We start from the raw sequence: 25,738 nt of genomic DNA on the forward strand, positions 1-25,738 counted from the left end.
CCGAGGGGGAAGGAGGGAAGCGGGTCGAACCGACGAGGGCGGGCTTACTTCGTGTCCTGCACGCGCTTGACGAGGTCTTTCAGCTTCGCGTCGGTGATGAACTTGTCGTACACCGGCTTCATCGCGGCCTGGAACGGGGCCTTGTCGACTTCGATGATCTCGGCGCCGCTGGCCTTCACCGTGGCGAGCGACTTCACTTCGCGCTCTTCCCACTGCTTGCGCATGTAGGGCACCGATTCCTTGGCGGCCTGGCGGATCCAGCCCTGCTCTTCGGCGGAGAGCTTGTCCCACACGCGCTTGGAGAACAGCAGCATCTCGGGCGCCATCGAGTGTTCGGTCTTGCTGTAGTACTTGGCCACTTCGAAGGCGCGCGCGCTTTCGTACGTGGGGTAGTTGTTCTCGGCGGCGTCGATCAGCCCCGTCTTCAGGCCGGTGTAGACCTCGCCCATGGGCATCGGCGTGGCGTTGGCGCCCATGGCCTCGAGCATCGACACCCACAGGTCGGACTGCTGCACGCGCACCTTCAGGCCCTTCATGTCGGCGAAGCTGCGCACCGGCTTCTTGGCCGTGAACATCGAGCGCGCGCCGCTGTCGTAGTAGGCCAGCCCCACGAAGCCCTGCTTCTCGCACGACTTCAGGATCTCTTCGCCGATCGGGCCGTCGAGCACCTTGTGCAGGTGGTCGACCGAGCGGAACAGGAAGGGCATGGTGGGCACCTGCGTCTCGGCGCAGATGTTGTTCATGGGCGCGATGTTCACGCGCACCATCTGCAGCGCGCCGATCTTGGTCTGCTCGATCGTGTCTTTCTCGCTGCCGAGCGAACTGTTGTTGAACACCTTGATGCTGTGCTTGCCGCCGGACAGCGCCTTCAGGCGCTCGCTCATGAACTTCACCGCGGTCACGGTGGGGTAGTCGTCGGGGTGGATGTCGGCCGAACGGAACTCGGTGGCGTGTGCAGCCATGGTGGTCAGCGCGGCTGCTGCGCACGCGGAAAGTGCGATCAGTGTCTTCTTTGCGAATTTCATTTGTCTCGTCCTCTGCTTTGGTGGTTGTTGAAAAGGGTTCAGGCGCCGAAGGCCGGCTCGGGCATGCCCTGTGCGCCGGGCCGCAGCGCGAACACGCCGCCGGCCAGTGGTTGGTCCGACAGGTCGATGCCGCCGGGCCGGATGGAGGTGACGAAGAGGGTGTCGAGCCCGGCGCCGCCGAAGGCGCACATCGCGGGCTTCTTCACCGGCACTTCGAGCGAGCGGTCGAGCCGGCCGTCGGGCCTGAAGCGGTGCACCAAGCCGGCGTCGTTGCCGCAGATCCAGTAGCAGCCGTCGGTGTCCATGGCCGCGCCGTCGGGGCGCCCGGGCAGGGGCTTCATGTCGATGAAGAGGCGGCGGTTGCCGGGGGTGCCGGTTTCCGTGTCGTAGTCGAAGGCCCAGACGGCCTGCACCGTGGGGTGCGAGTCCGAGAGATACATCGTGCGGCCGTCGGGGCTGAAGGCCAGGCCGTTGGGCACGACGAGGTCGTCGAGGCGCAGGGCGGCGCTGCTGTCGCCCCTGCCGTAGCTGTAGAGCCGGCCCACACGTGCGCCCGCCGCCATGTCGAGCAGCATCGTGCCGGCCCAGAAGCGGCCCTGGCGGTCGCAGCGGCCGTCGTTGAAGCGCATGGCCGGGGCGGCGTGCTCGACGCGCGCCAGCGACGAGGCGGCCAGCGTGCTGTCGGCCTGCGGCTTGAGCGAGAACAGGCCGCTCTCCATGCCGGCGATCCATTCGCCCGGCACATCTGCGCGCGGCGCGATGCAGGCGATCATTTCGCCGGCGGTCCACTTCGCGTGGCCTTCGCCCGCATGCCAGCGGTTCAGCGTGCGCGCCGGAATGTCGACCCAGTAGAGCGCCTGTTCGCGCGCATGCCACACCGGGCTTTCGCCGGTGCCGTTGCGCGCGTCGAGAACGAGTTCAGCGCTCATCGCCGAACGGGCCTTGTGCCGTGAAGGCGCCGCCCTGGTAGATGGCGTTCGGGTCGGTCGGCGCGACGGGCGGCTGTGCCTCGACCTTGTCGCGGAACACTTCCGAACTGTCGCGCGGCAAAAAGCCCAGGTGCGCGGCGGCGCTGTTGTCCCACCACACGTCGCGGTTGTTCGACATGCCGTAGACCACCGTGTGCTTCACGTCCGGCACGAACAGCGACTTCTCGATCAGCGCGGTCAGGTCGTGGTAGCTGAGCCAGGTGCTCATCATCCGGCGGTTGGCCGGCTCGGGGAACGAGGAGCCGATGCGGATGCTGACGGTCTCGATGCCCCAGCGGTCGAAGTAGAACTGCGCCACGTCCTCGCCGAAGGACTTCGACAGGCCGTAGTAGCCGTCGGGCCGGCGCGGCGCATGCGCGTCGATGTGCTCGCTCTGCTTGTAGAAGCCGATCACGTGGTTCGAGCTGGCGAACACCACGCGCTTCACGCCGTGGCGGCGCGCAGCCTCATAGATGTGGAACACGCCCTTGATGTTGGCTTCGAGGATTTCCTCGAACGGCCGCTCGACAGACACGCCGCCCAGGTGGACGATGGCGTCGCAGCCGTCCACCAGCGCATCGACCGCCGCCTTGTCCGACAGGTCGCAGGGCACGACTTCCTCGTGCGCATCGGCGGCCGGCGCCAGCGAGGCGATGTCCGAGAGCCGCAGCACCTCGGCGAATGGCTTGAGGCGCTCGCGCAGCACCTTTCCGAGGCCGCCGGCGGCGCCGGTCAGCAGGAGGCGGTTCATCTTGTTGTCTTTCATCTTTGCCCGTCCGTGCACGCAGTGGTTGCGGTTTCCGGCAGCCCGCCGTCGTGGTGTCTTGCCGACGGCAGCGGCCGGTACGATGCCGAAAGGGCGAGGTCGAAAGGGCGCTGCATGTCGGTGCCGTGGAAACCGGGAAGCCGCTGGCGGATCGGCCGGCGGCGTCCAGAGGTTATTGAGTGTTAGGTTATCTGTTGTCGTACAACTAGTTTGGGGATTATCATCGTGACCATGGTTCAGTCGACTGCGGGTAATCCCTCGATATCGGAAGCGCCGGCGGAAGCGGCGTTCGTGGGGCGTCCGCGCCAGCGCGCACGCGGCCTCGCGCATGGTCTGGTGGAAGACCTGGGCGAGAAGATCCGCAACCAGTCGCTGCGGCCCGGCGACAAGCTGCCGACCGAGTCGGCCATCATGCAGGCCTACGGCGTGAGCCGCACCGTGGTGCGCGAGGCGCTGTCGAAGCTGCAGGCCGGCGGCCTGGTCGAGACGCTGCACGGCGTGGGCACCTTCGTGCTGCAGCCGCGCACGGGCGGCGTGTTCCGCCTCGACCCCGGCGAGATCGCCGCTTCGGTCGACGTGCTGGCCGTGCTCGAGCTGCGCATCAGCCTGGAGACCGAGTCGGCCGGCCTTGCCGCCAGCCGCCGCACCGACGAGCAGCTCGTGGCCATGCGGCAGGCGCTCGACGACTTCGAGCACAACGTGGTCGTGGCGGGCGACACCGTGGGGCCGGACTTCCGCTTCCACCTGCAGATCGCCGAATCGACCGGCAATCCCTACTTCGCGGACATCATGAGGCACCTGGGGACCACCCTCATTCCGCGCACCCGCATCAGCGCGATCCGCACGCACGAGGGCGGGGCGCCTTACCTGAGCCGCGTGAACCGCGAGCACGAAGAAATCTACGCGGCCATTGCGCGCCGCGACCCCGAATCGGCCCGCGCGGCCATGCGCATCCACCTGACCAACAGCCGCGAGCGCCTGCGCATGGCGCAAGAGGCCGCGCAGCAGCAGAAGGCGAAAGCCGATGCCGTCACCGCCGACGGTGCTGCTTCGGCCGACAACGCCACCTCGAGCTGAGTTTTCTTGTTGTCCCGGCTGGACAACTTGTTTTTGTAGTTGTACGATGACTGATAACTTGATTCGGATATCAGGCACAGTCACGACAGCCAGCGAACAAAAGGAGACAGCATGACCATCAACCGACGCGGCGCGCTAGGGGCCGCACTTGCCACGACACTGGCCGCGAGCCTGCCCGCGCGGGTTCTTGCGCAGGGCAGTGGCGGCAACTGGCCGTCCAAGCCGCTCAAGCTCATCGTTCCGTACCCGCCGGGCGGTTCGTCCGACATCATTGCGCGGGCGATCAGCCAGCCGCTGTCCGAGGCGCTCGGCCAGTCGGTCATCGTCGACAACCGCGCCGGTGCCAACGGCAACCTCGGCGCCGACCTGCTGGCCAAGGCGCCGGCCGACGGCTACACGCTGATGCTGTGCGACCTGGGTGCGCTGGCCATCAGCCCCTCGCTGTACCCCAAGCTGCCGTTCGACCCGTCGAAGGACCTGCGCGGCGTGGCCATGCTGGCCTACTCGCCGCACCTGCTGGTGGTGCACCCGTCGGTGCAGGCGAACACCTTGAAGGAGCTGGTCGAGCTCTCGAAGAAAAGCGATCTCAACTTCGCCGTCACCGCCAGCGGCAGCACCGCGCACCTCGCGGGCATCGAACTGCAGCGCAAGGTGGGCGCCAAGTGGGAATACGTGCCCTACAAGGGCGGCGTGCAGGCGGTGCTCGACACGGTCGCGGGCCAGACGCAGGTGCTGATGAACGGCATGCTCGCCACCTATCCGCAGGTGCAGGCCGGCAAGCTCAAGCTCATCGCGGTGTCCAAGGCCACGCGCATGCCGCTGATCGGCAACGTGCCGACCATCGCCGAGCAGGGCGCCCCCGGCTACGAGTCGGGCACCTGGCAGGGCGTGGTCGCGGGACGCGGCGTGCCCGACGCCGTGATCGCGCGGCTCAACCGCGAACTGGTGCGCATCATCCGCACGCCCGACATCCGCGCCCGGCTCGCCGGGCAGGGCGCCGAAGTCGTGACCATGGCCGCGCCGGAGCAGGACCAGTTCTTCGCCAAGGAACGCGCGCGCTGGGCGCAGGTCGTCAAGGAAGCGAACGTCAGGCTCGACTGACCGGCCGCCTCGCACCCCTTTTCTTTCTCATTCAAAACTTCACTGGACTCTTTCCCATGAACCCGCAAGAACTCAAGACCATCATGGGCTCCGGCCTGCTCTCGTTCCCGTTGACCGACTTCGACGCGAACGGGGACTTCAACAAGAGCAGCTACGAGAAGCGCCTCGAATGGCTCGCCCCCTACGGCGCCAGCGCGCTGTTCGCGGCCGGCGGCACGGGCGAATTCTTCTCGCTCACCGGCGACGAGTACCCCGGCATCATCAAGACGGCGGTGGACACCTGCCGCGGCGTGGTGCCGATCATTGCCGGTGCCGGCGGCCCCACGCGCTTTGCCATCCAGTGCGCGCAGGCAGCCGAGAAGGCCGGGGCGCACGGCATCCTGCTGCTGCCGCACTACCTCACCGAAGCCGGCCAGGAAGGCCTGGCCGCGCACGTCGAGGCCGTGTGCAAGAGCGTGAACTTCGGCGTGATCGTCTACAACCGCGCCACCAGCCGCCTCAAGCCCGACACGCTTGCCGGCCTGGCCGAGCGCAACCCCAACCTCGTGGGCTTCAAGGACGGCATCGGCGACATCGAGGCCATGGTCGCCATCTACCAGAAGATGGGCGACCGCTTCGCCTACCTGGGCGGCCTGCCCACGGCCGAGGTCTATGCCGCCGCCTACAAGGCGATGGGCACGCCGGTGTATTCGTCGGCCGTCTTCAACTTCATTCCGAAGACCGCCATGGACTTCTACAAGGCCGTGGCCGCCGACGACCTGCCCACGCAGCACCGCCTGCTGAAGAACTTCTTCATGCCCTACCTCGAGCTGCGCAACCGCGTGCCGGGCTACGCGGTGAGCATCGTGAAGGCCGGCGCAAAGATCGTCGGCCACGACGCCGGCCCCGTGCGCGCGCCGCTCACCGACCTGAAGCCGGCCGAGATGGAGCAACTCAAGGCGCTCATCGACGCGCTCGGCCCGCAGTAAGCCCCGGCAAAAGACCAGAAAAATACTGGAGACGCATGTGATGCCCGCCATGCGCATGACTTCACGGCCTTCCAGTTGCGCGAATGGACGCGATGGAAGACATTGATCGACACCCGCCACATCACCGCAGACTGAGGCACCGAGCCCGAAGATGACAAGTCCTGAATCCGTTGTTTCCAAAGCCGTGCCGGGTGCACCCGTCGTCACCGGCATGCGCGTGGTTCCCGTCGCGGGCCACGACAGCATGCTGATGAACCTCAGCGGCGCGCACGGCCCGTTCTTCACGCGCAACCTGCTGATCCTGACCGACAGCGCCGGGCGCACCGGCGTGGGCGAGGTGCCCGGCGGCGAGAAGATCCGCCAGACGCTGGAAGACGCGCGCGGCCTCATCGTGGGCCAGCGCATCGGCAACCACAACGCGGTGCTCAACAGCATGCGCAGCGCTTTTGCCGGCCGCGACAGCGGCGGCCGCGGGCTGCAGACCTTCGACCTGCGCGTGACCATCCACGCGGTAACGGCCGTCGAAGCCGCGCTGCTCGACCTGCTCGGCCAGTTCCTCGAAGTGCCCGTGGCGGCCCTGCTCGGCGAAGGCCAGCAGCGCGACGCGGTGCAGATGCTCGGCTACCTCTTCTACGTGGGCGACCGCAAGAAGACCGACCTGCCCTACGAGAGCGACCCCGGCGCCGACAACGACTGGTTCCGCCTGCGCCACGAAGAAGCCATGACGCCCGAAGCCATCGTGCGCCTGGCCGAGGCCACGCATGCGCGCTACGGCTTCACCGACTTCAAGCTCAAGGGCGGCGTGCTGCGCGGCGAGGAAGAAGTCGAGGCCATCCGCGCCCTGCATGAGCGCTTTCCGCAAGCGCGCGTGACGCTCGACCCGAACGGCGGCTGGCTGCTGCAGGACGCCATTCGCCTGTGCCGCGACCTGCACGGCGTGATGGCCTATGCCGAAGACCCCTGCGGCGCCGAAGGCGTGTTCTCCGGCCGCGAGGTGATGGCCGAGTTCCGCCGCGCCACCGGCCTGCCGACCGCGACCAACATGGTGGCCACCGACTGGCGCGAGATGGTGCACAGCCTCTCGCTGCAGTCGGTCGACATTCCGCTGGCCGATCCGCACTTCTGGACCCTGCAGGGCTCGGTGCGCGTGGCGCAGCTGTGCCAGGCCTGGGGCCTGACCTGGGGCTCGCATTCGAACAACCACTTCGACGTGTCGCTCGCGATGTTCACGCACGTGGCCGCTGCCGCGCCGGGCAAGGTAACAGCCATCGACACGCACTGGATCTGGCAGGACGGCCAGCGCCTGACCAAGGCGCCGCTGCGGATCGAAGGCGGCTTCGTGAAGGTGCCTACGCGCGGGGGCCTGGGCGTGGAGCTGGACATGGACGAGGTCGAGAAGGCGCACCAGCTGTACCTGAAGCACGGCCTTGGCGCTCGCAACGATGCGCAGGCGATGCAATACTTGATCCCCGACTGGACTTTCGACAACAAGCGACCGTGCATGGTCCGCTGAAGGAACAACCCTCATGCAGAACTTCGACAACCTCATCGCAGGCGAATGGCGTGCCGGCGCGAGCTACAGCCCCAACGTGAACCCGAGCAACCTGTCCGACGTGCTCGGCCAGTACACGCAGGGCGATGCCGCCCACGTGGACGCTGCCGTCGCGGCGGCTACCGCAGCCTTTCCGGCATGGGCCACGGGCAGCATCCAGGCCCGCTCCGACGCGCTCGACAAGATCGGCAACGAGATCCTCGCGCGCAAGGAAGAGCTGGGCACGCTGCTGGCGCGCGAAGAAGGCAAGACCAAGGCCGAAGGCATTGGCGAGGCCACGCGCGCGGGCCAGATCTTCAAGTTCTTCGCCGGCGAATGCCTGCGCCTGTCGGGCGAGGTGCTGCCGTCGGTGCGGCCCAACATCGGCGTGGAAATCACGCGCGAGCCGGTCGGCGTGGTCGGCCTCATCACGCCGTGGAACTTTCCCATTGCCATTCCGGCCTGGAAGATCGCGCCCGCGCTGGCATTCGGCAACTGCGTGGTGCTGAAGCCCGCGGACCTGGTGCCGGGCAGCGCCTGGGCGCTGAGCGAGATCATCAGCCGCTCGGGCATTCCGGCCGGCGTGTTCAACCTGGTGATGGGGCGCGGCAGCGTGATCGGCAATGCGCTGGTCAATCATCCGGGCATCCACGCGATCAGCTTCACCGGCTCGGTGGGCGTGGGCCGCAACATCGCGATCCAGTGCGTCACCAACCACAAGAAGGTGCAGCTCGAAATGGGCGGCAAGAACCCGCAGGTGATCCTGGACGACGCCGACCTCGCACAGGCCGTGGAACTGAGCGTGCAGAGCGCGTTCTACTCGACCGGCCAGCGCTGCACAGCGTCGAGCCGCCTCATCGTCACGGAGGGCATCTATCCGAAGTTCATCGCCGCCATGAAGGAACGCATGGCGAAGATCAAGGTGGGCGACGCGCTCGCGCAGGGCACCGACGTGGGCCCGGTCTCGTCGAAGTCGCAGCTCGACCAGGACATGGAATACGTCTCCATCGGCAAGGGCGAGGGCGCCACGCTGGCGGCCGGCGGCGAGCTGCTGAAGCTGGAGACCGACGGCTACTACATGTCGCCGGCGCTCTTCAGCGAATCGGCCGCGAGCATGCGCATCAACAAGGAAGAGATCTTCGGCCCGGTGGCAAGCGTGATCCGCGTGAAAAACTACGAGGAAGCACTGGCCACGGCCAACGACACCGAGTTCGGCCTGTCGGCCGGCATCGCCACCACGTCGCTGAAGTACGCCACACACTTCAAGCGCCACAGCCAGGCCGGCATGGTGATGGTCAACCTGCCGACGGCGGGTGTGGACTACCACGTGCCTTTCGGCGGCCGCAAGGGCTCGAGCTACGGTCCGCGCGAGCAGGGGCGTTATGCGCAGGAATTCTTCACTACGGTGAAGACTGCCTATACGCTGGCTTGATTCGTTCGTTCGTTCAGGGCGCGTGCACAGGCCATCGGGTACTCCCCTCCGCGAATGTCCCCCGGCCTGCGGCCTCCTCCTTTATTTCGCTGCGGGGAGCACCCGACGCCCTGCGCACAGGGACGCAGCTTGGGCTTTCAAGCCGAGCCAGTTCCGGGTTCTGCGCTGCGCGCCTTTTCGTTCAGCTGAAACAGTTGGGCCGCTTTGCGAGCCAGGTCGGCCGCTAGCCAGAGCAGGTTGTCCAGCTGCCTGGGCCCGTCGTCGCTGCACCAGTCGATCTCTTCGCCGTGGCACACCCACAGCAGGGCTTCGAGTTGGGAGAGGGTGTTTTCGAGAAGATCGGCGGGGTCTTGGGCGGTGTCTTCGTAAGCTACCGGCGTGCGAGGCCGGGCTATAGTCTTGGTAGCCATTTTTGTGCGGTTCCTTCACGGTGATGCACGAACTTGGTTAGACGGCTGGGGTGCTCGTAACACCTCAGCCGTCGCCTTTTGATACCTCGCATTTGCATCGCTGCTGTCGCACCGACGACCTGCCGCGAGGCAAGCAGCCTTCGAACATACAAGTGGGTTGTGGAGTTGCTCCCCCTAGCGGGGTGTGGAGTGACAGGGGCATTCACTCTAGAGAAGAACCGGGCGAAACAGCCGCACCGCGCTGCACGAAGTCTCGCCAACCGCCAACAAATGCAGCTTCCACAGCGGCGCTCAACGATCAGGCCGATGGGGTGCCTTGCGCAGCGAAATAAAGGAGGAGGCCGAAGGCCGGGGGACATTCGCGGAGCAAGGTACCCCGTCGGCCTGATCGCGCCCTGAACGACACAAGCAAAGCTAGGCCGCAAGCGCCCCGCGCCCGCGCCGCATCCAAAGCTCGATCAACTCGAACAGCCCTTCGCTGACCAAAGCCAACGCAGCAGCCGGCAACGCGCCCGCCATCAGCAGCTCCCGGTCGTTGAGCGCCAACCCCGTCACGATGCGCTCGCCGAACCCGCCGGCACCGATGAAAGCCGCAATCGTCGCCGTGCCGATCGCGATCGCCGTCGCCGTGCGCACCCCCGCGAGCAGCGTCGGCAACGCCAGCGGCAACAGCACCAGCCGCAGGCTCTGCGGCGGCGTCATGCCCAGCGCCGTGCCCGCCAGCCGCAGGCCGTCAGGCACCTCGGCCAGGCCCGTGACCGTGTTGCGCATGATCGGCAACAGCGAATAGAGCGTAAGCGCGATCAGCGCCGGCAATGCACCGATGGCGCCGAGCATCGAGATCAGCACCGCCAGCAACGCCAGCGAAGGCACCGTCTGCAACAGGCTCGCGAAGCCCAGCACCAGCGCGCGCAGCCGCACATGCGGGAACACCAGGATCGCGATCGGCACGCCGATGAGAATCGCGACGCCGACCGACAGCGCCACCAGGAACAGATGCTGCCGTGCCAGCTTCCACAAGTCCGGCCCGAACAGCTTGGCGGTGAAGCCGCGGCGCTCTTCCTTCGGCTGCTGCTGCCCCGCCTTCGCTTCCTTGCCGGAGCTCGCGAGAAAGTCGCGCGCAATCACGTCAAAGGGCACGCTCTGCAGTTCGGCGCGGGCATTCATCGCGATCATCGCGTGCTCGTCCACGCTGCCTTCGAGCGTTTTCAAAGCAGCCCAGGCCTCGGGCAGGCGGTTGGGCAAATCGAGCTTGTAGAGCACCACCGCGTCGTAGCGCGGAAAGTACTTCCTGTCGTCCTCCAGCACGCGCAGGCCCAGGTGGTCGATCTTCGCGTCGGTGGTGTAGATGTCGATCGCGTCGATCTGCCTGGCCCCTATGGCGTCATATGCCAGCCCGTGGTCGAGCCCCGAGGGTGTCTGCTTGAAGCCGTAGCGCTCGGCCAGGCCCTTCCAGCCGTCGGCGCGGCCTATGAATTCATTGGAAAGGCCCAGCTTGAGTTCAGGGTGCTTCGCCAGGTCGCTCAGCGTGCGCAGGCCCAGCCGGTCGGCATCGGCCGCGCGCACCGCGAGCGCATAGCCGTCGTTGAAGCCCAGCGGAATCGCGACGCCCAGGCCCATCGGCGCGAGCGCCGCGTTCATGGCCTCGCGCGTGTCCGCCGGGGAGCCCTTGAGTATTTCCAGCGCGATGGTGCCGGTGTATTCGGCATACATGTCGATCGCGCCCGAGCGCAGCGCCTCGTACACGATGGCCGTGTTGCCCAGGCCCTGCCGCACGACGGGCGGCGACGCGGTGTGCGGCGCGGCGGTCTGCGCCAGCAACTCGGCAAGGATGTACGACTCGGTGAAGCGCTTGGAGCCGACGCGCAGCGTGTCGTCCGCCGCATGCGCGACATTCGCTACATGCGCCAGGCCCAGCCAGGCGAGCGTCAGGACCAGGGCAAGGCGGCGGAGGCAACGGGGCAGATGCATCGCGGCCAGTTTATAGACATCGACCGGATTGGCGTACCCGCCAATCTCCTACACGCCGTCGTGCGCGCAACCGATGGGCCGCGGGCTGCCGCGCGCGCACCATCCGAGTCATGAAGTCCAAACCCGCGAAGCCCGAAACTCCAGAAACGCAAAAGGCCGAAACGGCCGACCCCTTGCCCGCTGCCGATGTGCACGGCCTGCGCGAACTCCCCGGTGTGCATGTCGAAGGCTACAGCCTCCAGTTGCGCGACAAGGACGGCTTCGTGGGCGACCAGGCGAGCCAGACAGCCTTCAGGGAACTGCTCGAGCGCTGGCGCAAGCGCCGCCGCAAGAACGGCAAGGATCCACTCGGAGTGCTGCACTCGCGCGACCTGAGCAAGAAGGCGCTCGACCGCGTGCTGGGCGCGAAGAAGGCCTCGGAGGCCGCCGACGTGATGCACGGCGTGATCGAGGAGTTCACCGAGGAACTGGCGTCCGTCATCCAGCGCTTCCTGCGCCAGCCCTCATGGCAGAAGGTGGAGCGCATCGTCATCGGCGGCGGCTTTCCCGAGAGCGACGTGGGCGAGCGCGCGGTGCTGCAGACGGGCGCCATCCTCGAAGAGATGGGCCTGCACGTGCAACTGGGCCGCCTCTCGCACAACGTGGACGACGGCGGCCTGATCGGCTGGGTGCACCTGACGCCGCCCGCGCTGCTGCGCAAGTACGACGCCATCCTGGCGGTCGACATCGGCGGCACCAACGTGCGCTGCGGCATCGTGAAGACGCGCTACCGCAAGGCGCCCGACTTCTCGCGCGCGGAGGTGATCCGGCGCGAGAAATGGCGCCACGCCGACGAAGGGCCCAACCGCAGCAACATGGTCGAGCACATCGCCGACATGCTGATGGACATGGTGCGCTACAGCGAGCGCAAGAAGATCCGGCTCGCGCCGTTCATCGGCATCGGCTGCCCGGGGCTGATCCGCCCCGACGGCTCCATCGCGCGCGGTGCGCAGAACCTGCCCGGCGACTGGGAAAGCCACGCCTTCCACCTGCCGACGGCGGTGTGGCGCCGCATGCTCACACTGGGCGCCGACCCGATGCTGGTGCTGATGCACAACGACGCGGTGGTGCAGGGCCTGAGCGAGCTGCCCTTCATGCGCGACGTGAAGCAGTGGGGCGTGCTGACCATCGGCACGGGGCTGGGCAACGTGAGCTTCACGAACAGGCCCTGAAGCGGCGGCCTGGCGCTACAGGTCTTCGGCCCGCAGTCCTTCGACGCGCACGTTCGCGGAGGCGGAGGCAACGTTGCCTGCCGCGTCGGCGGCGCGCACCTCGACGTTCGCGGCGCCCGGCCGCTTCGGCGTCCAGGCGCATACGTAGGGCGCGGCGCGCAGCGTGCACGCGGTCCTGCCGTCGACGATGAACTTCAGCTCGGCCACGGCCACGTTGTCGGAGGCGGTGGCGGCAAGCCGCGTCGCCATGCCGGCCGCGACGCCTGGCGGAACCGACAGCGAGACGGCCGGCGGCACGCTGTCCGAAGGCGGATTGACGATCACGTTGGCCGAGGCGACAGCGGAGTTGCCCGCCGCGTCCACCGCCACCACGCGGATCGTCTGCGCGCCGGGCGAGGTCGGGGTCCAGCTGCAGGTGTAGGGCGGGGCGGTGAAGGTGCAGATCGGAATGCTGTCGGGGCCCAGCACCTTGACGCCCCACACCCCCGCGTTGTCCACCACGGCCGGCGCGATGACGGTGAGCTGCCCCACCGTGGCCATGGAGGGGGCGGCGAGCGACACGATGGGCGGCGTGGCGTCGGCGCTGCCGAGCGCCAGGTCGATGGTGAACATCGACTGCCCCTGCACGGCCTTCTGCTCGAAGGCGTCGAAGATGGTGAACCAGCTCGCGCCGGGCGCGCGGTTGGCGGCGCGTGCCTTGGCCAGCAGCGTCGTCTTGCCGACGGCGAAGCAGCTGAAACCGCAGTTCCAGTCGAAGGTGAAGCGGCCCGACGCATCGGCCACGCCGGTCACCAGCATGACCAGCGGCTTGCCGCCGCCCGGGTCCCGCCACACCGAAACCTGCGCGCCGGGCAGCGCGGCGCCGCTGTCGCGGTCGGTCACGCGCACCTGCGTGGCTGTGGTGGCGGCCATGAACTTCGAGCTGCCGAGCTTCGGCCAGTCGCTCCAGTCGGTGTCGATGTTGGCCTTGGTGCCGGCGGTGAAGCGGATCATGTCCAGCGTCGCGACGCGGTTGGCGGCGGGGTCGCGGCGCTGCTCGAACACGGTGCCCAGCAGCGGGTCGAGCCGCCAGTCCTGGCGCGTCCACCAATAGCGGTCGGTGTCGCTCGACAGGGCGAGGTCGGTGATGGGCGCGACGCCGGTGGTGTCTGCCACGGCGATGCCGTTGTAGTACTCGCCCGCGCCGGCGCCGAACACATGCTCCAGCTCGTGCAGCAGGGTCTTGAGCTGGCGGCCCAGGTAGTCCTTCTCGGTGGACTCCGGCGCCGCCGGCGTGATGGCGCGCGACAGGCGCAGCGGGTCGTGGATGGCGATCCAGTTCAGGTTCCAGGCCACGCCTTTCTGCGGGAAGGTCCAGCTGGTCGACAGGCCGCCGTGGCTATAGCCGCGGGTGGATTTCGATACGCAGACCACCACCTCGCCGTTCACCAGGCCGTTGTAGCTGCAGGCCGGCGCGGCGGCGGGCGCCACCAGCTGCAGGTCGGTGGCGGGGTCGAAGACGAAGCTGCGCACGGTCTCGCGGGTGAAGACGGTGTTGACGTCGGCCACGTACTGGGCGAGCCGGCGGCCTGCCTCGGCGGGGCCGATGTCGGCGGCCAGCTCGGGGTCGACGAAGAACTTCAGGCGGTGGCTGCTGGGCGTCGCGCGGCCGACTTCGTCCATGGCGGCGAAAGCGGACGGTATTCCGGACAGTGCGATGAGAACTGGAAGCGCCAGGACCAGTTTCGCGAGATTCGCAAGTGCGCGCGGCGAGAAGAATGCTCGCATCGGATTTCCCCGGATGGCCGGGGCACTGGACTCGAACGGACGGCGCTTCGGGCCGCCGTGTGGCGGCGTCCCGGGCGGGCTTCCCCGCAGGGCGAGGGGTTGCGGGAATCCGTTCGAGCCCGCCTCACGACTGGAAAGTCAGGGGCCGGGCACGCCTGTCAACTACCGAAACCGGTGGATATTTTAGTGTCCGCGTTCGTCTGGTTGCACTTTTGTTGCATTTATGCACCCAAAATTACAGCTGAAAGGCTACCGTGAGCAGCAGCCCTTCGGCCAGGTCGCGCATCAGGCCGGGACGCCGCGCGCGGTAGGGCTCGCCGGCTGATGCGGTGGTCTCGATCCACTCGGCCAGCCAGTCGATTTCTTCCTCGCCGTAGAACACCACCGCCGCCTCGTGGTTCAGCAGCAGGCTTCGCAGGTCGAGGTTGATCGAGCCGCACATCGCCAGCTCCTCGTCCAGCACCACCGCCTTGGCATGCACCATGAACGGCAGCATCCTGAAGTCCACGCCTGCGCGAGCGAGGTCGCGCATGGCGCGGGCGCGCACGAAGTCCGCCAGGCGATGGTTCGACTGCGCGGGCATCGCGATGGTCACCTGCACGCCGCGCCGGGCGGCCAGCCGCAGCGCGTCGCGCAGTCCGTCGCCTGGCACGAAGTAGGGCGTGATCGCCAGCACGCGGTGCTCTGCACGGAAGCAGGCGTCGATCAGCAGCGCGTGCGCGGTGTCCTCTGTCTGGTCGGGGCCGCTCGGCAGGAACTGGGCCATTGCGGTGCCGGGGCCTTCGGGCATGTCGTCGGCGGTGATGGCGCGGGCCTTGCGCGGGCGCACCGAACTCCAGTCGTGGTCGAACTGGCGCGCCGCCGCCGCGGCCACGCTGCCGCGCAGGTCGAACGACAGGTCGCGCCATGGCTGCGGGTGCTTTGCGTTGCCGGTGAAGTACTCGCCCGCGAGATTGCGCCCGCCCGACCAGAGCCAGCCGTCGTCGGCGATGGTGAACTTGCGGTGGTTGCGCAGGTTGCGCGGGCCGATGCGGCGCAGGCTGAAGAAGGGGCGGAACACCGCCACCTCGCCACCCGCCGCGCGCAGCCGGTCGAAGTGATGGCGCGGCAGCGACAGCGCCCCGAAGCCGTCGAGCAGCACCCGCACCTTGATGCCCTCGCACGCGCGCTTCGCGAGCCGGTCGATAACCGCATGGCCGAGCGCGTCGTTGCCGATGATGAAGGTGCACACGTCGATGCGCTCCTTGGCGCCGTCGATCACCTGCCACAGCGCCTCGCGCGCGGCCTCGCCGTCGGCATGCATGCGAATGGCCGAGCGGCCCGGCGGCGCGAGGCCGAAGCTTTCGATCAGGTCGGCCGCCCAGTGGCCCGGCGGCACCGAGCGCGGCGGCCGGGGCGAGCCGGCGGGGCGCAGCTTGCGCTGGCCGAACAGCAGGTACATCGGCAGGATGAAATAAGGCATCAGCACCAGCCCCATGACCCAGGCGATGGCCGTGGTGGGGGCGCGCTGCTCGCGGCGCGCGCGGGTGGTCAGCACATAGACCAGCAGCGCGAAGGTCACGACGAGAAAGTGCTGCGAAGGTGTGGGCAGCCAGTCGAAACGGGTGTTGTGCGGCATGGCGCAATGATGCGTCAGCGCGGAATCAGCGTTGCAGGAAGGCCGGCACACCGCGCCCTTGCGAGGCAAGGAACCGCATCATCGGATCGACCACCGCGCGCACCGCCGGCCTTTCGCCAACGCGGGTGCGCCATGCGAGCAGGCGCGGCGTGGCCTCGGTCATGCCGGCGCCCTTGCGGTCGGCGAACACGCAGGCCATGTAGAAGGCGATGTCCGCGAAGCCGTAGGGCCCCGCGAGGTAGTCGCGCGCGGCGAGCAGGCCTTCCATTTCGTCGTAGTAGCGCGCGCAGGCGGCGCAGGCCGCGACGGCGGGCGCGCTCTGCATCGCGTCCTGCAGGCCGAAGAGCTTGATGACGTGGGGGAAGAAGACCTCGTCGGACTTCTGCTCGAGTTGCCGCGCGCGGGCCCGGTCGGCAATGCCCTCGGGCCACAGCGCGGGAGCCGGGTAGCGGTCTTCGAGGTACTCGAAGATCTGGGTCGAGTCGAAGAGCGAGACCCCGCCGTCGATCTCGTCCACCAGCACCGGCACCTGCTGCTTGACGGGGTTCACACGCAGCACCTCGGGGTGCTTGGGCTCGTAGGCGTCGCCTTCGATGAACGGCACCATGACCAGTTCGAAGGCAACGCCTTTTTCGCGCGCCGCGATCTCGACCTTGGCGCCGAACATGCTGAGGGGGCCGGAGTAGATCCGGGTCATTGCAGCTGCTCCGTTGCATGACTTGATCCGCGATGCATGAAGCCGAGCCGGGCCATTCGGGGAACACCGTGGAACCGGCTTTGCCGGGCCACAGGTGTTGCCCCCGGCGAGGGGGTTGGCGAAGCGACACGAAGTGCGCGCAGACTGGGGGTGAGTCTTTTCATTCCCCCGACTTCAACAGAAACCGCGCGTCAGGTCGAGCCCCAGACCTCCTGCGCGGTCTCTACCACCAGGCGCAGCTTGTTGCGTTGCGCTTCCACCGCGATGTTGTTGCCGTGCACGGTGCTGGAGAAGCCGCACTGCGGCGACAGCGCGAGCTGGTCGAGCGAGGCGTACTTGGCGGCCTCGTCGATGCGGCGCTTGAGCTCGTCCTTGTCTTCCATCTCGCCGAACTTGGTGGTCACCAGGCCGAGCACCACCGTCTTGCCCTTGGGCAGGTAGCGCAGGGGCTTGAAGTCGCCCGAGCGCGCGTCGTCGTACTCCATGAAGTAGGCGTCGAGGTCCATCTCCTTGAGCAGCGCCTCGGCCACCGGCTCGTAGTTGCCGGCGGCGGCGTGCGTGCTCTTGAAGTTGCCGCGGCACAGGTGCATGGCCAGCAGCATGCCCGGCGGCTTCTGCGCGACCACCTTGTTGATGAATGCGGCGTAGCGGTGCGGCAGTTCGTTCGGGTCGTCGCCGCGCTTGCGGGCGGCTTCGCGCATGTGCTCGTCGCACAGGTAGGCGAGGTTGGTGTCGTCCATCTGTACGTAGGTGCAGCCGGCGGCGGCCAGCGAGCGCAGCTCGTCGCCATAGGCCTTGGCCACGTCGTCGTAGAACGCCGGGTCGAGCTCGGGGTAGGCGTCCTTGCTGATGCCGGCGCGGCCGCCGCGGAAGTGCAGCATGGTGGGCGAGGGGATCGTCACCTTGGGCGTGTTGCCCGCGGCCACCTGGCTCTTGAGGTACTGGAAGTCGGCGAGCTGGATGTCCTTCACGTGGCGGACCTTGTCGATCACGCGCATCGCGGGCGGTGCGAGTTCCTCGGTGCCGTCGGGCTTGCGGATGGTGACCGGAATGTCGGTCTTCACGCCGCCGAGCTGGTCGAGGAAGTCGATGTGGAAATAGGTGCGGCGGAACTCGCCGTCGGTGATGCTCTTCAGGCCGATGTCTTCCTGGAACTTGACGATCTCGGTGATCGCCTTGTCTTCGACCAGGCGAAGCTGTTCCGGCGTGATCTCGCCCTTGGCCTTTTGCTCGCGCGCTTCGAGCAGGTATTTGGGGCGCAGGAAACTGCCCACGTGGTCGTAGCGGGCGGGCAGGGCGGCGTGCTGTGACATGGATGACTCCGTCTTGGTGAGGGGGAACTGGCCGGACATCGTATCGCCATCGAAACGTCGGAGGCTGTATACAGCGGCCTCGGTATTTTCCCTATAAATGCCCGAAATGACTGGAAATTTCCGTGTTTCTGTATACATTGAGTATTCATGAAAACGCCCACGACCGCCTTTCCGCTGAACGCCTGGTATGCCGCCGCCTACGACGTCGAAGTGCGCCATGCGCTGCTGCCACGCACCATCTGCAACCAGAAAGTGGTGCTGTTCCGACGCACCGACGGCGAAGTCGCCGTGCTCGAAGACGCCTGCTGGCACCGGCTGATGCCGCTGTCGCTGGGCCGCCTCGAAGGCGACGAGCTGGTGTGCGGCTACCACGGCCTCGTCTACAACAGCCAGGGCCGCTGCACCCACATGCCGAGCCAGGAAACCCTCAACCCCTCGGCCTGCGTGCGCAGCTTTCCGGTGGTCGAGAAGCACCGCTTCGTGTGGATCTGGCCCGGCGACCCCGCCAAGGCCGACCCGGCGCTGGTGCCCGACATGCACTGGAACGACGACCCGGCATGGGCCGGCGACGGCAAGATGATCCGCGTCCACTGCGACTACCGCCTGGTGGTCGACAACCTCATGGACCTGACGCACGAGACCTTCGTGCACGGTTCGTCCATCGGCAACCGCGAAGTGGCCGAGGCGCCCTTCGTGGCCACGCACGGCGACCGCTCGGCCACCGTCACGCGCTGGATGGAGAACATCGACCCGCCGCCGTTCTGGGGCGGCCAAATCCGCCATGCGCGCGGCTACACCGGCAAGGTCGACCGCTGGCAGATCATCCGTTTCGAAGGCCCGTGCACCGTGAACATCGACGTCGGCGTGGCCGAGGCCGGCAGCGGCGCGGTGCCGAAGAATGGCGACGCGGGCGACCGCAGCAAGGGCGTCAACGGCTACGTGCTCAACACCATCACGCCCGAGACCGACAAGACCTGCCTGTACTTCTGGGCCTTCTCGCGCAACTACTGCCTGGGCGAGCAGCGCCTCACGCACGAGCTGCGCGAAGGCGTCGCGGGCATCTTCCGCGAAGACGAACTGGTGCTCGAGGCGCAGCAGAAAGCCATGGACGAGCACCCCGACCACAAGTTCTACAACCTCAACATCGACGCCGGTTCGATGTGGGCGCGCAAGCTCATCGACCGCATGATCGAGAAGGAAAAGCCCGCGCGCGCCGCCATTCCGATCCACCCCGCCGAGCAGCCGGGCGAGAAGCAGGCCGCATGAGGGCGGCCGTGGTCTCCTCCGCCGCGGAACAGCAGCCCGGCGACAGCGGCAGCTCGCAGGCCGTGAAGGCGCAATTGCGCCTGCGCGAAATGATCCTCGCGGGCGAACTGCCCGGCGGCGCGCGCATTGCCGAAGTGGCCGTCTCCGAGCAGCTCGGCGTGTCGCGCACGCCGGTGCGCACCGCGCTGATGCGGCTCGAGCAAGAGGGCCTGCTCGAAGCGCTGCCCAACGGCGGCTACGCGGTGCGTACCTTTTCCGAGCGCGACGTGGCCGATGCCATCGAACTGCGCGGCACGCTCGAAGGCCTGGTGGCCCGCCTCGCGGCCGAGCGCGGCGCCGCGCCGGTGGTGCTGCGCGAGGCGCGCGCCTGCCTCGCGCGCATCGACGAGTTGCTGCGCGAGCCCGCGCTCGACGACGCGGCTTTCTCGCGCTACGTGACGCACAACGAACGCTTCCATGCGCTGCTCTGCGAAATGGCCGGCAGCCCGGTCATCGCGCAGCAACTGGAGCGGGTGGTGAACCTGCCGTTCGCGTCGCCCTCGGGCTTCGTCATCGTGCAGGCGAATTCTCCCGCCGCGCGCGACATGCTCGTGATCGCGCAGGACCAGCACATCCAGGTGCTCGACGCCATCGAGTCCGGCGAAGGCTCGCGCGCCGAGTCGCTGATGCGCGAGCACAGCCGCATCGCGCGGCGCAACCTGCGCGAGGCGCTGCACGGCACGCCGAGCGCCGAACAGCGCCCGCTGCCGGGCGTGCAGCTGATCCGCCGCCGCGGCTGATTCCATTCCTTTCCCTTCCTTCCTGTTGGTGTTGTTCCCCGATGAAAAGCGATCTTCAATGGATGCAGGCGCAGGTGGTTGCGCTGCGCGACGTGACGCCCACCGTGCGCGAGTTCGAACTGCGCCCCGACGGCGGATTTGCCGGTGCCTATGAACCCGGCGCCCACCTGCAGGTGCAGGTGATGACGGCGCAGGGCAGGCTGCAGACCCGCTCCTACTCGCTGGTCGGCGAGGGCGACGGCCGCTGCTGGCGCATCGCCGTCAAGCGGCTGGACGACGGCCGCGGCGGATCGCTCGCGATGTGGCGGCTGGCCGTGGGCGACCGGCTGCAGGTCAGCGCGCCGCAGAACCACTTCGCGCTCGACATGTCCGCGCCCGGCTACCTGCTGGTGGCGGGCGGCATCGGCATCACCCCGCTGGTGCTGATGGCGCAGCGGCTGGGCGAGCACGCCCGGCGCGGCGGCGTGCCGGTGAAGATGCTCTACGGCGCGCGCAACGCCGACGAGTTCGGCTATCTCTCGCATCTGCGCGAAGCGCTGGGCGAGGGCGTGGAGGCGCACGAAGGCTCGGCGCCCATCGACTTCGCCGCGGCCATCGACGCGCTGCCGCCCGGCGGCCAGCTCTACACCTGCGGCCCGGTGCCGATGCTCGAGGCGCTCAAGCGCGCCTGGCATGCGGCCGGCCGGCCCATCGCGGACCTGCGCTTCGAGACCTTCGGCAGCAGCGGCCGTCTGGCCACGCAGGCGTTCCAGGTGCGCATTCCGCGCCATGACCTCGCCATCACCGTGCCTGCCGACTGCACGCTGCTCGAGGCGCTGGACGCCGCCGGCGTGCAGACGCTGTCGGACTGCAAGCGCGGCGAGTGCGGCCTGTGCGCCATGGACGTGATCGCCGTCGACGGCGAGATCGACCACCGCGACGTGTTCCTCAGCGCGCACGAAAAAGAGGCAACCACGCGCATCTGCGCCTGCGTGTCACGCGCGGTGGGTACGCTCACGCTCGACTCCGCCTATCGCCCCGACAGCTGATCCCCGCCCCGGGCGAAAGCCGTCTTGCGCGATGATCGCGCAGTTCATTTATTGATCGCGCAACAATGCCAGCCTCATGAGGCGGGGTAGGTGAATGCCTGCTGCGCCCTTTGTTGCAAAGTGTTGAAAATAGCCCCGGTTTCGAGTTCCGTCCCTGAAGGAAAAAACATGCAAAGACGCCATCTCATCCAGACCGCAGCCCTGTCGGCGCTCGCGCTTTCAATGTCGCTGGCCAGCGCCCAGGACAACAAGTTCAAGATCGGCCTGATCCTGCCGATGACGGGCCAGTCGGCGTCCACCGGCCGCCAGATCGAAGCCGCCGCGCGCCTGTACATGGCCCAGAACGGCGACACCGTGGCCGGCAAGAAGGTCGAGTTGATCGTCAAGGACGACACCGGCCTGCCCGACGTCACCAAGCGCCTGGCGCAGGAACTGGTGGTGAACGACAAGGTCAACGTGCTGGCCGGCTTCGGCCTGACGCCCCTGGCCCTGGCCGTGGCGCCCATCGCCACCCAGTCGAAGACGCCCGAAGTCGTGATGGCCGCCGCCACGTCGAGCATCACCGAGGCATCGCCCTACATCATCCGTTCGAGCTTCACGCTGCCGCAGGTGTCGGTGGCCATGGGCGACTGGGCGCCGAAGAACGGCGTGAAGACGGTCGTCACGCTGGTGGCCGACTACGGGCCGGGCAACGACGCCGAGAAATTCTTCAGCGAGCGCTTCCAGCTCAACGGCGGCAAGGTGATCGAGAAGCTGCGCGTGCCTCTGCGCAACCCCGACTTCGCCCCGTTCCTGCAGAAGGTGCGCGACGCCAAGCCCGACGCGCTGTTCGTCTTCGTGCCCTCGGGCGCCGGCGCGGCCGTCATGAAGCAGTTCCTGGAGCGCGGCATGGACAAGGCCGGCATCAAGATGATCGCCACCGGCGACGTGACGGACGACGATCAACTCAACGACATGGGCGACGGCGCGCTGGGCGTGGTCACCTCGCACCACTACTCTGCCGCGCACCCGTCGGCAATGAACAAGAAGTTCGTCGAGGCCTTCGAGAAGGCCAACCCGAAGATGCGCCCCAACTTCATGGCCGTGGGCGGCTATGACGGCATGCGCGTGATCTACGAGGCGCTCAAGGCCACCAAGGGCCAGGGCGGCGGCGAAGCGCTGCTGGCGGCCATGAAGGGCCAGGTCTTCGAGAGCCCGCGCGGCCAGGTGCTGATCGACGCGCAGACGCGCGACATCGTGCAGGACGTGTACCTGCGCAAGGTCGAGAAGAAGGACGGCCAGCTCTACAACGTCGAGTTCGATGTGATCAAGAACGTCAAAGATCCCGGCAAAGCCAAGTAAAGGGCTCGCCCCCAGGCTGCGCGCACTTCGTGTCGCTTCGCCTTCCCCCTACCGGGGGCAACACCCGAGGCCCGGCGAAGCCGGTTCCTCGGTGTTTCCCGAAGAGACCGCGAGGCGCGGCAAGTGTTTGAGTAGCTGACATGTTGACCATTCTTTTCGACGGCATCGCCTACGGCATGCTGCTCTTCGTGCTCGCCGTGGGGCTGGCCGTGACGCTCGGGTTGATGAACTTCATCAACCTCGCGCACGGCGCCTTTGCCATGGCCGGCGGATATCTCACGGTGTTTGCCATGCAGAAGCTGGGCGTGCCGTTCCTGGCCTGCCTGCCGCTGGCGTTCATCGTCGTCGCGCTGGCCGGGGCCTTGCTGGAACGCACGCTCTACCGGCCGATGTACGGCAAGCCGCACCTGGACCAGGTGCTCTTTTCCATCGGCCTGGCCTTCATGGCGGTGGCCGCCGTCGACTACTTCGTCGGCTCTTCTCAACAGAACGTGCAGTTGCCCGAATGGCTGCGCGGGCGCACCGAGATCGGCGACGGCGCGCTGCTGCTGGGCATGGGGCACTACCGGCTCTTCATCATCGCGGTCTGCGCGGTGCTGACGGTGGTGCTGCAGCTCATCCTGTCGAAGACGCGCTTCGGCAGCCGGCTGCGCGCGGCGGTCGACGACCCGCGCGTGGCGGCGGGGCTGGGCATCAACGTGAACATCGTGTTCCTGCTGACCTTTGCAGTGGGCTCGGGCCTCGCGGGGCTGGGCGGCGCGCTGGGCGCCGAGATCCTCGGGCTCGACCCGACCTTCCCGCTCAAGTACATGATCTATTTCCTGATCGTGGTTTCGGTCGGCGGCACCTCGTCGATCACCGGGCCGCTGGCGGCCGCGCTGCTGCTCGGCATTGCCGACGTGGCGGGCAAGTACTTCATTCCCAAGATGGGTGCGTTCACCGTCTACCTGCTGATGATCCTGATCCTGATGTGGCGCCCACAGGGCCTGTTCACGCGCAAGGGGGGCCGCTGAATGAGCGCTCCTTCTTCCGCCGCCGATTTCCAGTCGGCCCTGCTGCGCAAGGCGCGCTGGCATCCGCTCGAGTTCGTGGCCTGGGCCGTGGCCTTCGCGCTGCCGCTGGTCATGCCTTCGCATTCGCTGCTGGTCAACGAGATCGCCATCGTCGCGCTGTTCGCGATGTCGCTCGACCTGATCATGGGCTACACCGGCATCGTGTCGCTGGGCCATGCCGCCTTCTTCGGCTTCGGCGCGTATGCTGCGGCGCTGTTCGCCAAGCTGGTGATGCCCGACCCGACCGTGGGCCTGCTGTTCGCCGTCGTGCTGTCGGCGTTGCTGGGCCTGGTGGCGAGCGTGACCATCCTGCGCGGCAGCGACCTCACGCGGCTGATGGTCACCCTGGGCACGGCGCTGCTGCTGCTCGAACTGGCCAACAAGCTCGACTGGCTGACCGGCGGCGCCGACGGCCTGCAGGGCGTGGTGATGGGCCCGGTGCTCGGCATGTTCGACTTCGACCTGTACGGCCGCACGGCGGCCTGGTATTCGCTGGCGGTGATGCTGGTGCTGTTCCTGCTGATGCGCCGGCTGGTGCATTCGCCGTTCGGCGCCACGCTGAAGGCGATCCGCGACAACCGGCTGCGCGCGATGGCCATCGGCATCCCGGTGGTGCCGCGCCTGGTCACGGTCTACACCGTGGCGGCCGGCGTGGCCGGCGCGGCGGGCGCGCTGCTGGCGCAGACCACCGGCTTCGCATCGCTCGACGTGCTGGCCTTCGACCGTTCGGCCGACGTGCTTCTGATGCTGGTGATCGGCGGCGTGGGCTGGCTCTACGGCGGGGTGGCGGGCGCCATCGTGTTCAAGCTCCTGCAGACCTGGCTGTCGGCGGTGACGCCGCAGTACTGGATGTTCTGGATCGGCCTGATCCTGGTGCTGCTGGTGCTGGTGGGCCGCGACCGCCTGCTGAAGCCCTGGACATGGTTCGGCGCCGGCAGGAAGAAGGGCGGTGCGGCATGAGCGACACCGTGCTCTCCACCCACGGCCTCGTGATGCGCTTCGGCGGCATCACGGCCACCAACAACTTGACGATGGAGCTCAAGCGCGGCGCCCGCCATGCGCTGATCGGCCCCAACGGCGCGGGCAAGACCACGCTCATCAACCAGTTGACGGGCGTGCTCACGCCGACCGAAGGCCGCATCACGCTGCTGGGCGAAGACATCACGAAGCTCGCGCCGCACAAGCGCGTGGCGCGCGGCCTGGTGCGCACATTCCAGATCAACCAGCTGTTCGACTCGATGACGCCGCTGGAAACGCTTGCGCTGGTGGTGTCGCAGCACCAGGGCGCGGGCGTGCAGTGGTGGCGGCCGCTCGGCTCCAGCAAGGCGATCGTCGAACGCGCGACGCAACTGCTCGAGCAGTTCCACCTGAGCGACGTGGCCCGCCAGCAGGTCAAGCACCTGGCCTACGGCAAGCGCCGCCTGCTGGAAATCGCGATCGCCCTGGCCTGCGAGCCGCGCGTGCTGCTGCTCGACGAGCCGGTGGCGGGCGTGCCCGCCGGCGAGCGCGAAGAGCTGCTGCAGACCGTGGCCGCGCTGCCGGCCGACGTGTCGGTGCTGCTGATCGAGCACGACATGGACCTGGTGTTCAGCTTTGCCGACCGCATGACCGTGCTGGTCAACGGCACGCTGCTGACCGAGGGCGACCCCGAAACCATCGCCAACGATCCCAAGGTGAAAGAGGTCTATCTGGGCCACGGAGAAGCCGCCCATGTCTGAGCTGCTGCGAATAGAAAACCTGAGCGCCGGCTACGGCGAGGCCGTGGTGCTGCACGACGTGGCGTTCACGCTGGGCGAAGGCCAGACGCTGGCGCTGCTGGGCCGCAACGGCACCGGCAAGACCACGCTGATCAACACGCTGGCGGGCGCGACGCGCCAGCACGGCGGCAGCATCGCGCTGGGCGGCCAGGCGCTGCACAAGCTGGCGCCGCACCAGCGCGCGGCGGCCGGCATCGGCTGGGTGCCGCAGGAGCGCAACATCTTCAAGTCGCTCACGGTGCACGAGAACCTCACCGCCGTGGAGCGGCCCGGCAAGTGGAACACCCAGCGCGTCTACGAGATGTTCCCGCGTCTTGCCGAGCGCAAGACCAACCTGGGCACGCAGCTCTCCGGCGGCGAGCAGCAGATGCTGGCCGTGGGCCGCGCACTGGTGCTCAACCCCAGGCTGCTGCTGCTCGACGAGCCGCTCGAAGGGCTCGCGCCGATCATCGTGGAAGAGCTGCTGCGCGCCATCCGCCGCATCACGCAGGACGAGGGGCTGGCCGCGATCATCGTGGAGCAGCATCCGCAAGCGATCCTCGCGATTTCCGACGAGGCGGTGGTGCTTGACCACGGCACCATCGTGCACACCGACTCGGCCGCGGCGCTGCGCGCCCAGCCGCAGGTGCTGGACCGGCTGCTGGGCGTCGCGCGCTGAAG

General features: G+C 67.7%; 23 protein-coding genes. 14 read left to right on the forward strand and 9 right to left on the reverse strand.

Annotated elements, in window-relative coordinates:
- Positions 1–44: 44 nt before the first annotated feature.
- The 3 genes from C4F17_RS00075 to C4F17_RS00085 are packed head-to-tail and all read right to left on the reverse strand — an operon-like array spanning position 45 to position 2,759.
- Complete coding sequence (locus tag C4F17_RS00075) at positions 45–1,025, reverse strand: TRAP transporter substrate-binding protein (RefSeq protein WP_106933831.1); 981 nt, start codon at positions 1,023–1,025, stop codon at positions 45–47.
- Between the two features lie 38 nt (positions 1,026–1,063).
- On the reverse strand, positions 1,064–1,954 hold the full coding sequence (locus tag C4F17_RS00080) for an SMP-30/gluconolactonase/LRE family protein (protein WP_106933832.1): 891 nt from the start codon (positions 1,952–1,954) through the stop codon (positions 1,064–1,066).
- On the reverse strand, positions 1,944–2,759 hold the full coding sequence (locus tag C4F17_RS00085; protein WP_106933833.1) for an NAD-dependent epimerase/dehydratase family protein: 816 nt from the start codon (positions 2,757–2,759) through the stop codon (positions 1,944–1,946). Before C4F17_RS00085 ends, C4F17_RS00080 begins: the two co-directional genes overlap by 11 nt.
- A 231-nt stretch (positions 2,760–2,990) precedes the next feature.
- Between C4F17_RS00085 and C4F17_RS00090 the strand changes: the two genes are divergently transcribed.
- The 5 genes from C4F17_RS00090 to C4F17_RS00110 all read left to right on the forward strand — a co-directional run bounded on the left by C4F17_RS00090 (position 2,991) and on the right by C4F17_RS00110 (position 8,868).
- Positions 2,991–3,836 (forward strand): FadR/GntR family transcriptional regulator, encoded by an 846-nt coding sequence (locus tag C4F17_RS00090; protein WP_106933834.1) that lies wholly within the window; start codon positions 2,991–2,993, stop codon positions 3,834–3,836.
- Positions 3,837–3,947: 111 nt separating this feature from the next.
- A complete protein-coding gene (locus C4F17_RS00095; RefSeq protein WP_106933835.1) occupies positions 3,948–4,937 on the forward strand; it encodes a Bug family tripartite tricarboxylate transporter substrate binding protein in 990 nt (329 codons plus the stop codon).
- 56 nt (positions 4,938–4,993) lie between these two features.
- Positions 4,994–5,905 carry a 5-dehydro-4-deoxyglucarate dehydratase gene (kdgD, locus tag C4F17_RS00100; RefSeq protein WP_081268616.1) on the forward strand — a complete coding sequence of 304 codons (912 nt, stop codon included), beginning with the start codon at positions 4,994–4,996 and terminating at the stop codon, positions 5,903–5,905.
- Between the two features lie 151 nt (positions 5,906–6,056).
- On the forward strand, positions 6,057–7,418 hold the full coding sequence (gene gudD / locus C4F17_RS00105) for a glucarate dehydratase (RefSeq protein WP_106933836.1): 1,362 nt from the start codon (positions 6,057–6,059) through the stop codon (positions 7,416–7,418).
- Positions 7,419–7,431: 13 nt separating this feature from the next.
- Positions 7,432–8,868, forward strand: a complete 1,437-nt coding sequence (locus tag C4F17_RS00110; RefSeq protein WP_106933837.1) for an aldehyde dehydrogenase family protein — start codon at positions 7,432–7,434, stop codon at positions 8,866–8,868.
- Between the two features lie 137 nt (positions 8,869–9,005).
- Here the strand turns inward: C4F17_RS00110 and C4F17_RS00115 are convergent, their stop codons facing one another.
- Positions 9,006–9,278, reverse strand: a complete 273-nt coding sequence (locus C4F17_RS00115; RefSeq protein ID WP_106933838.1) for a hypothetical protein — start codon at positions 9,276–9,278, stop codon at positions 9,006–9,008.
- A 414-nt stretch (positions 9,279–9,692) separates the two neighbouring features.
- Positions 9,693–11,249 (reverse strand): glycine betaine ABC transporter substrate-binding protein, encoded by a 1,557-nt coding sequence (locus C4F17_RS00120; protein WP_106933839.1) that lies wholly within the window; start codon positions 11,247–11,249, stop codon positions 9,693–9,695.
- A gap of 110 nt (positions 11,250–11,359) precedes the next feature.
- Here C4F17_RS00120 and C4F17_RS00125 point away from each other — a divergent pair, with 110 nt between their 5' ends.
- Positions 11,360–12,460 (forward strand): ROK family protein, encoded by a 1,101-nt coding sequence (locus C4F17_RS00125; RefSeq protein ID WP_234382451.1) that lies wholly within the window; start codon positions 11,360–11,362, stop codon positions 12,458–12,460.
- Between the two features lie 15 nt (positions 12,461–12,475).
- On the opposite strand, the gene C4F17_RS00130 is transcribed toward C4F17_RS00125, so the two are convergent.
- From C4F17_RS00130 to C4F17_RS00150, 4 genes are all read right to left on the reverse strand, one after another.
- Positions 12,476–14,122 carry an Ig-like domain-containing protein gene (locus C4F17_RS00130; protein WP_234382452.1) on the reverse strand — a complete coding sequence of 549 codons (1,647 nt, stop codon included), beginning with the start codon at positions 14,120–14,122 and terminating at the stop codon, positions 12,476–12,478.
- A gap of 340 nt (positions 14,123–14,462) precedes the next feature.
- Positions 14,463–15,845: a phospholipase D-like domain-containing protein gene (locus C4F17_RS00135; RefSeq protein WP_106933841.1), complete on the reverse strand. Its 1,383-nt coding sequence runs from the start codon at positions 15,843–15,845 to the stop codon at positions 14,463–14,465.
- Positions 15,846–15,870: 25 nt separating this feature from the next.
- Positions 15,871–16,542 (reverse strand): glutathione S-transferase family protein, encoded by a 672-nt coding sequence (locus C4F17_RS00140; RefSeq protein WP_106933842.1) that lies wholly within the window; start codon positions 16,540–16,542, stop codon positions 15,871–15,873.
- A gap of 191 nt (positions 16,543–16,733) precedes the next feature.
- Complete coding sequence (locus C4F17_RS00150) at positions 16,734–17,855, reverse strand: 5-methyltetrahydropteroyltriglutamate--homocysteine S-methyltransferase (RefSeq protein WP_106937390.1); 1,122 nt, start codon at positions 17,853–17,855, stop codon at positions 16,734–16,736.
- A 147-nt stretch (positions 17,856–18,002) separates the two neighbouring features.
- Between C4F17_RS00150 and C4F17_RS00155 the strand changes: the two genes are divergently transcribed.
- The 8 genes from C4F17_RS00155 to C4F17_RS00190 all read left to right on the forward strand — a co-directional run bounded on the left by C4F17_RS00155 (position 18,003) and on the right by C4F17_RS00190 (position 25,736).
- Entirely contained in the window at positions 18,003–19,121 is a 1,119-nt protein-coding gene (locus tag C4F17_RS00155) for an aromatic ring-hydroxylating dioxygenase subunit alpha (RefSeq protein WP_106933843.1), read from the forward strand.
- A complete protein-coding gene (locus C4F17_RS00160; protein ID WP_106933844.1) occupies positions 19,118–19,900 on the forward strand; it encodes a GntR family transcriptional regulator in 783 nt (260 codons plus the stop codon). The genes C4F17_RS00155 and C4F17_RS00160 overlap by 4 nt, the downstream gene beginning before the upstream one ends.
- 41 nt (positions 19,901–19,941) lie before the next feature.
- Complete coding sequence (locus C4F17_RS00165; RefSeq protein WP_106933845.1) at positions 19,942–20,928, forward strand: PDR/VanB family oxidoreductase; 987 nt, start codon at positions 19,942–19,944, stop codon at positions 20,926–20,928.
- 168 nt (positions 20,929–21,096) lie between these two features.
- Entirely contained in the window at positions 21,097–22,269 is a 1,173-nt protein-coding gene (locus tag C4F17_RS00170) for an ABC transporter substrate-binding protein (RefSeq protein ID WP_081268627.1), read from the forward strand.
- Positions 22,270–22,409: 140 nt separating this feature from the next.
- Positions 22,410–23,282 carry a branched-chain amino acid ABC transporter permease gene (locus C4F17_RS00175; protein WP_081268628.1) on the forward strand — a complete coding sequence of 291 codons (873 nt, stop codon included), beginning with the start codon at positions 22,410–22,412 and terminating at the stop codon, positions 23,280–23,282.
- Positions 23,283–24,281: a branched-chain amino acid ABC transporter permease gene (locus tag C4F17_RS00180; RefSeq protein ID WP_106933846.1), complete on the forward strand. Its 999-nt coding sequence runs from the start codon at positions 23,283–23,285 to the stop codon at positions 24,279–24,281.
- A complete protein-coding gene (locus C4F17_RS00185; protein ID WP_106933847.1) occupies positions 24,278–25,039 on the forward strand; it encodes an ABC transporter ATP-binding protein in 762 nt (253 codons plus the stop codon). Before C4F17_RS00180 ends, C4F17_RS00185 begins: the two co-directional genes overlap by 4 nt.
- On the forward strand, positions 25,032–25,736 hold the full coding sequence (locus tag C4F17_RS00190) for an ABC transporter ATP-binding protein (protein WP_106933848.1): 705 nt from the start codon (positions 25,032–25,034) through the stop codon (positions 25,734–25,736). Before C4F17_RS00185 ends, C4F17_RS00190 begins: the two co-directional genes overlap by 8 nt.
- Positions 25,737–25,738 lie beyond the last annotated feature (2 nt).

The sequence above is a fragment of the Variovorax sp. PMC12 genome (assembly GCF_003019815.1).
Lineage (GTDB): Bacteria > Pseudomonadota > Gammaproteobacteria > Burkholderiales > Burkholderiaceae_C > Variovorax.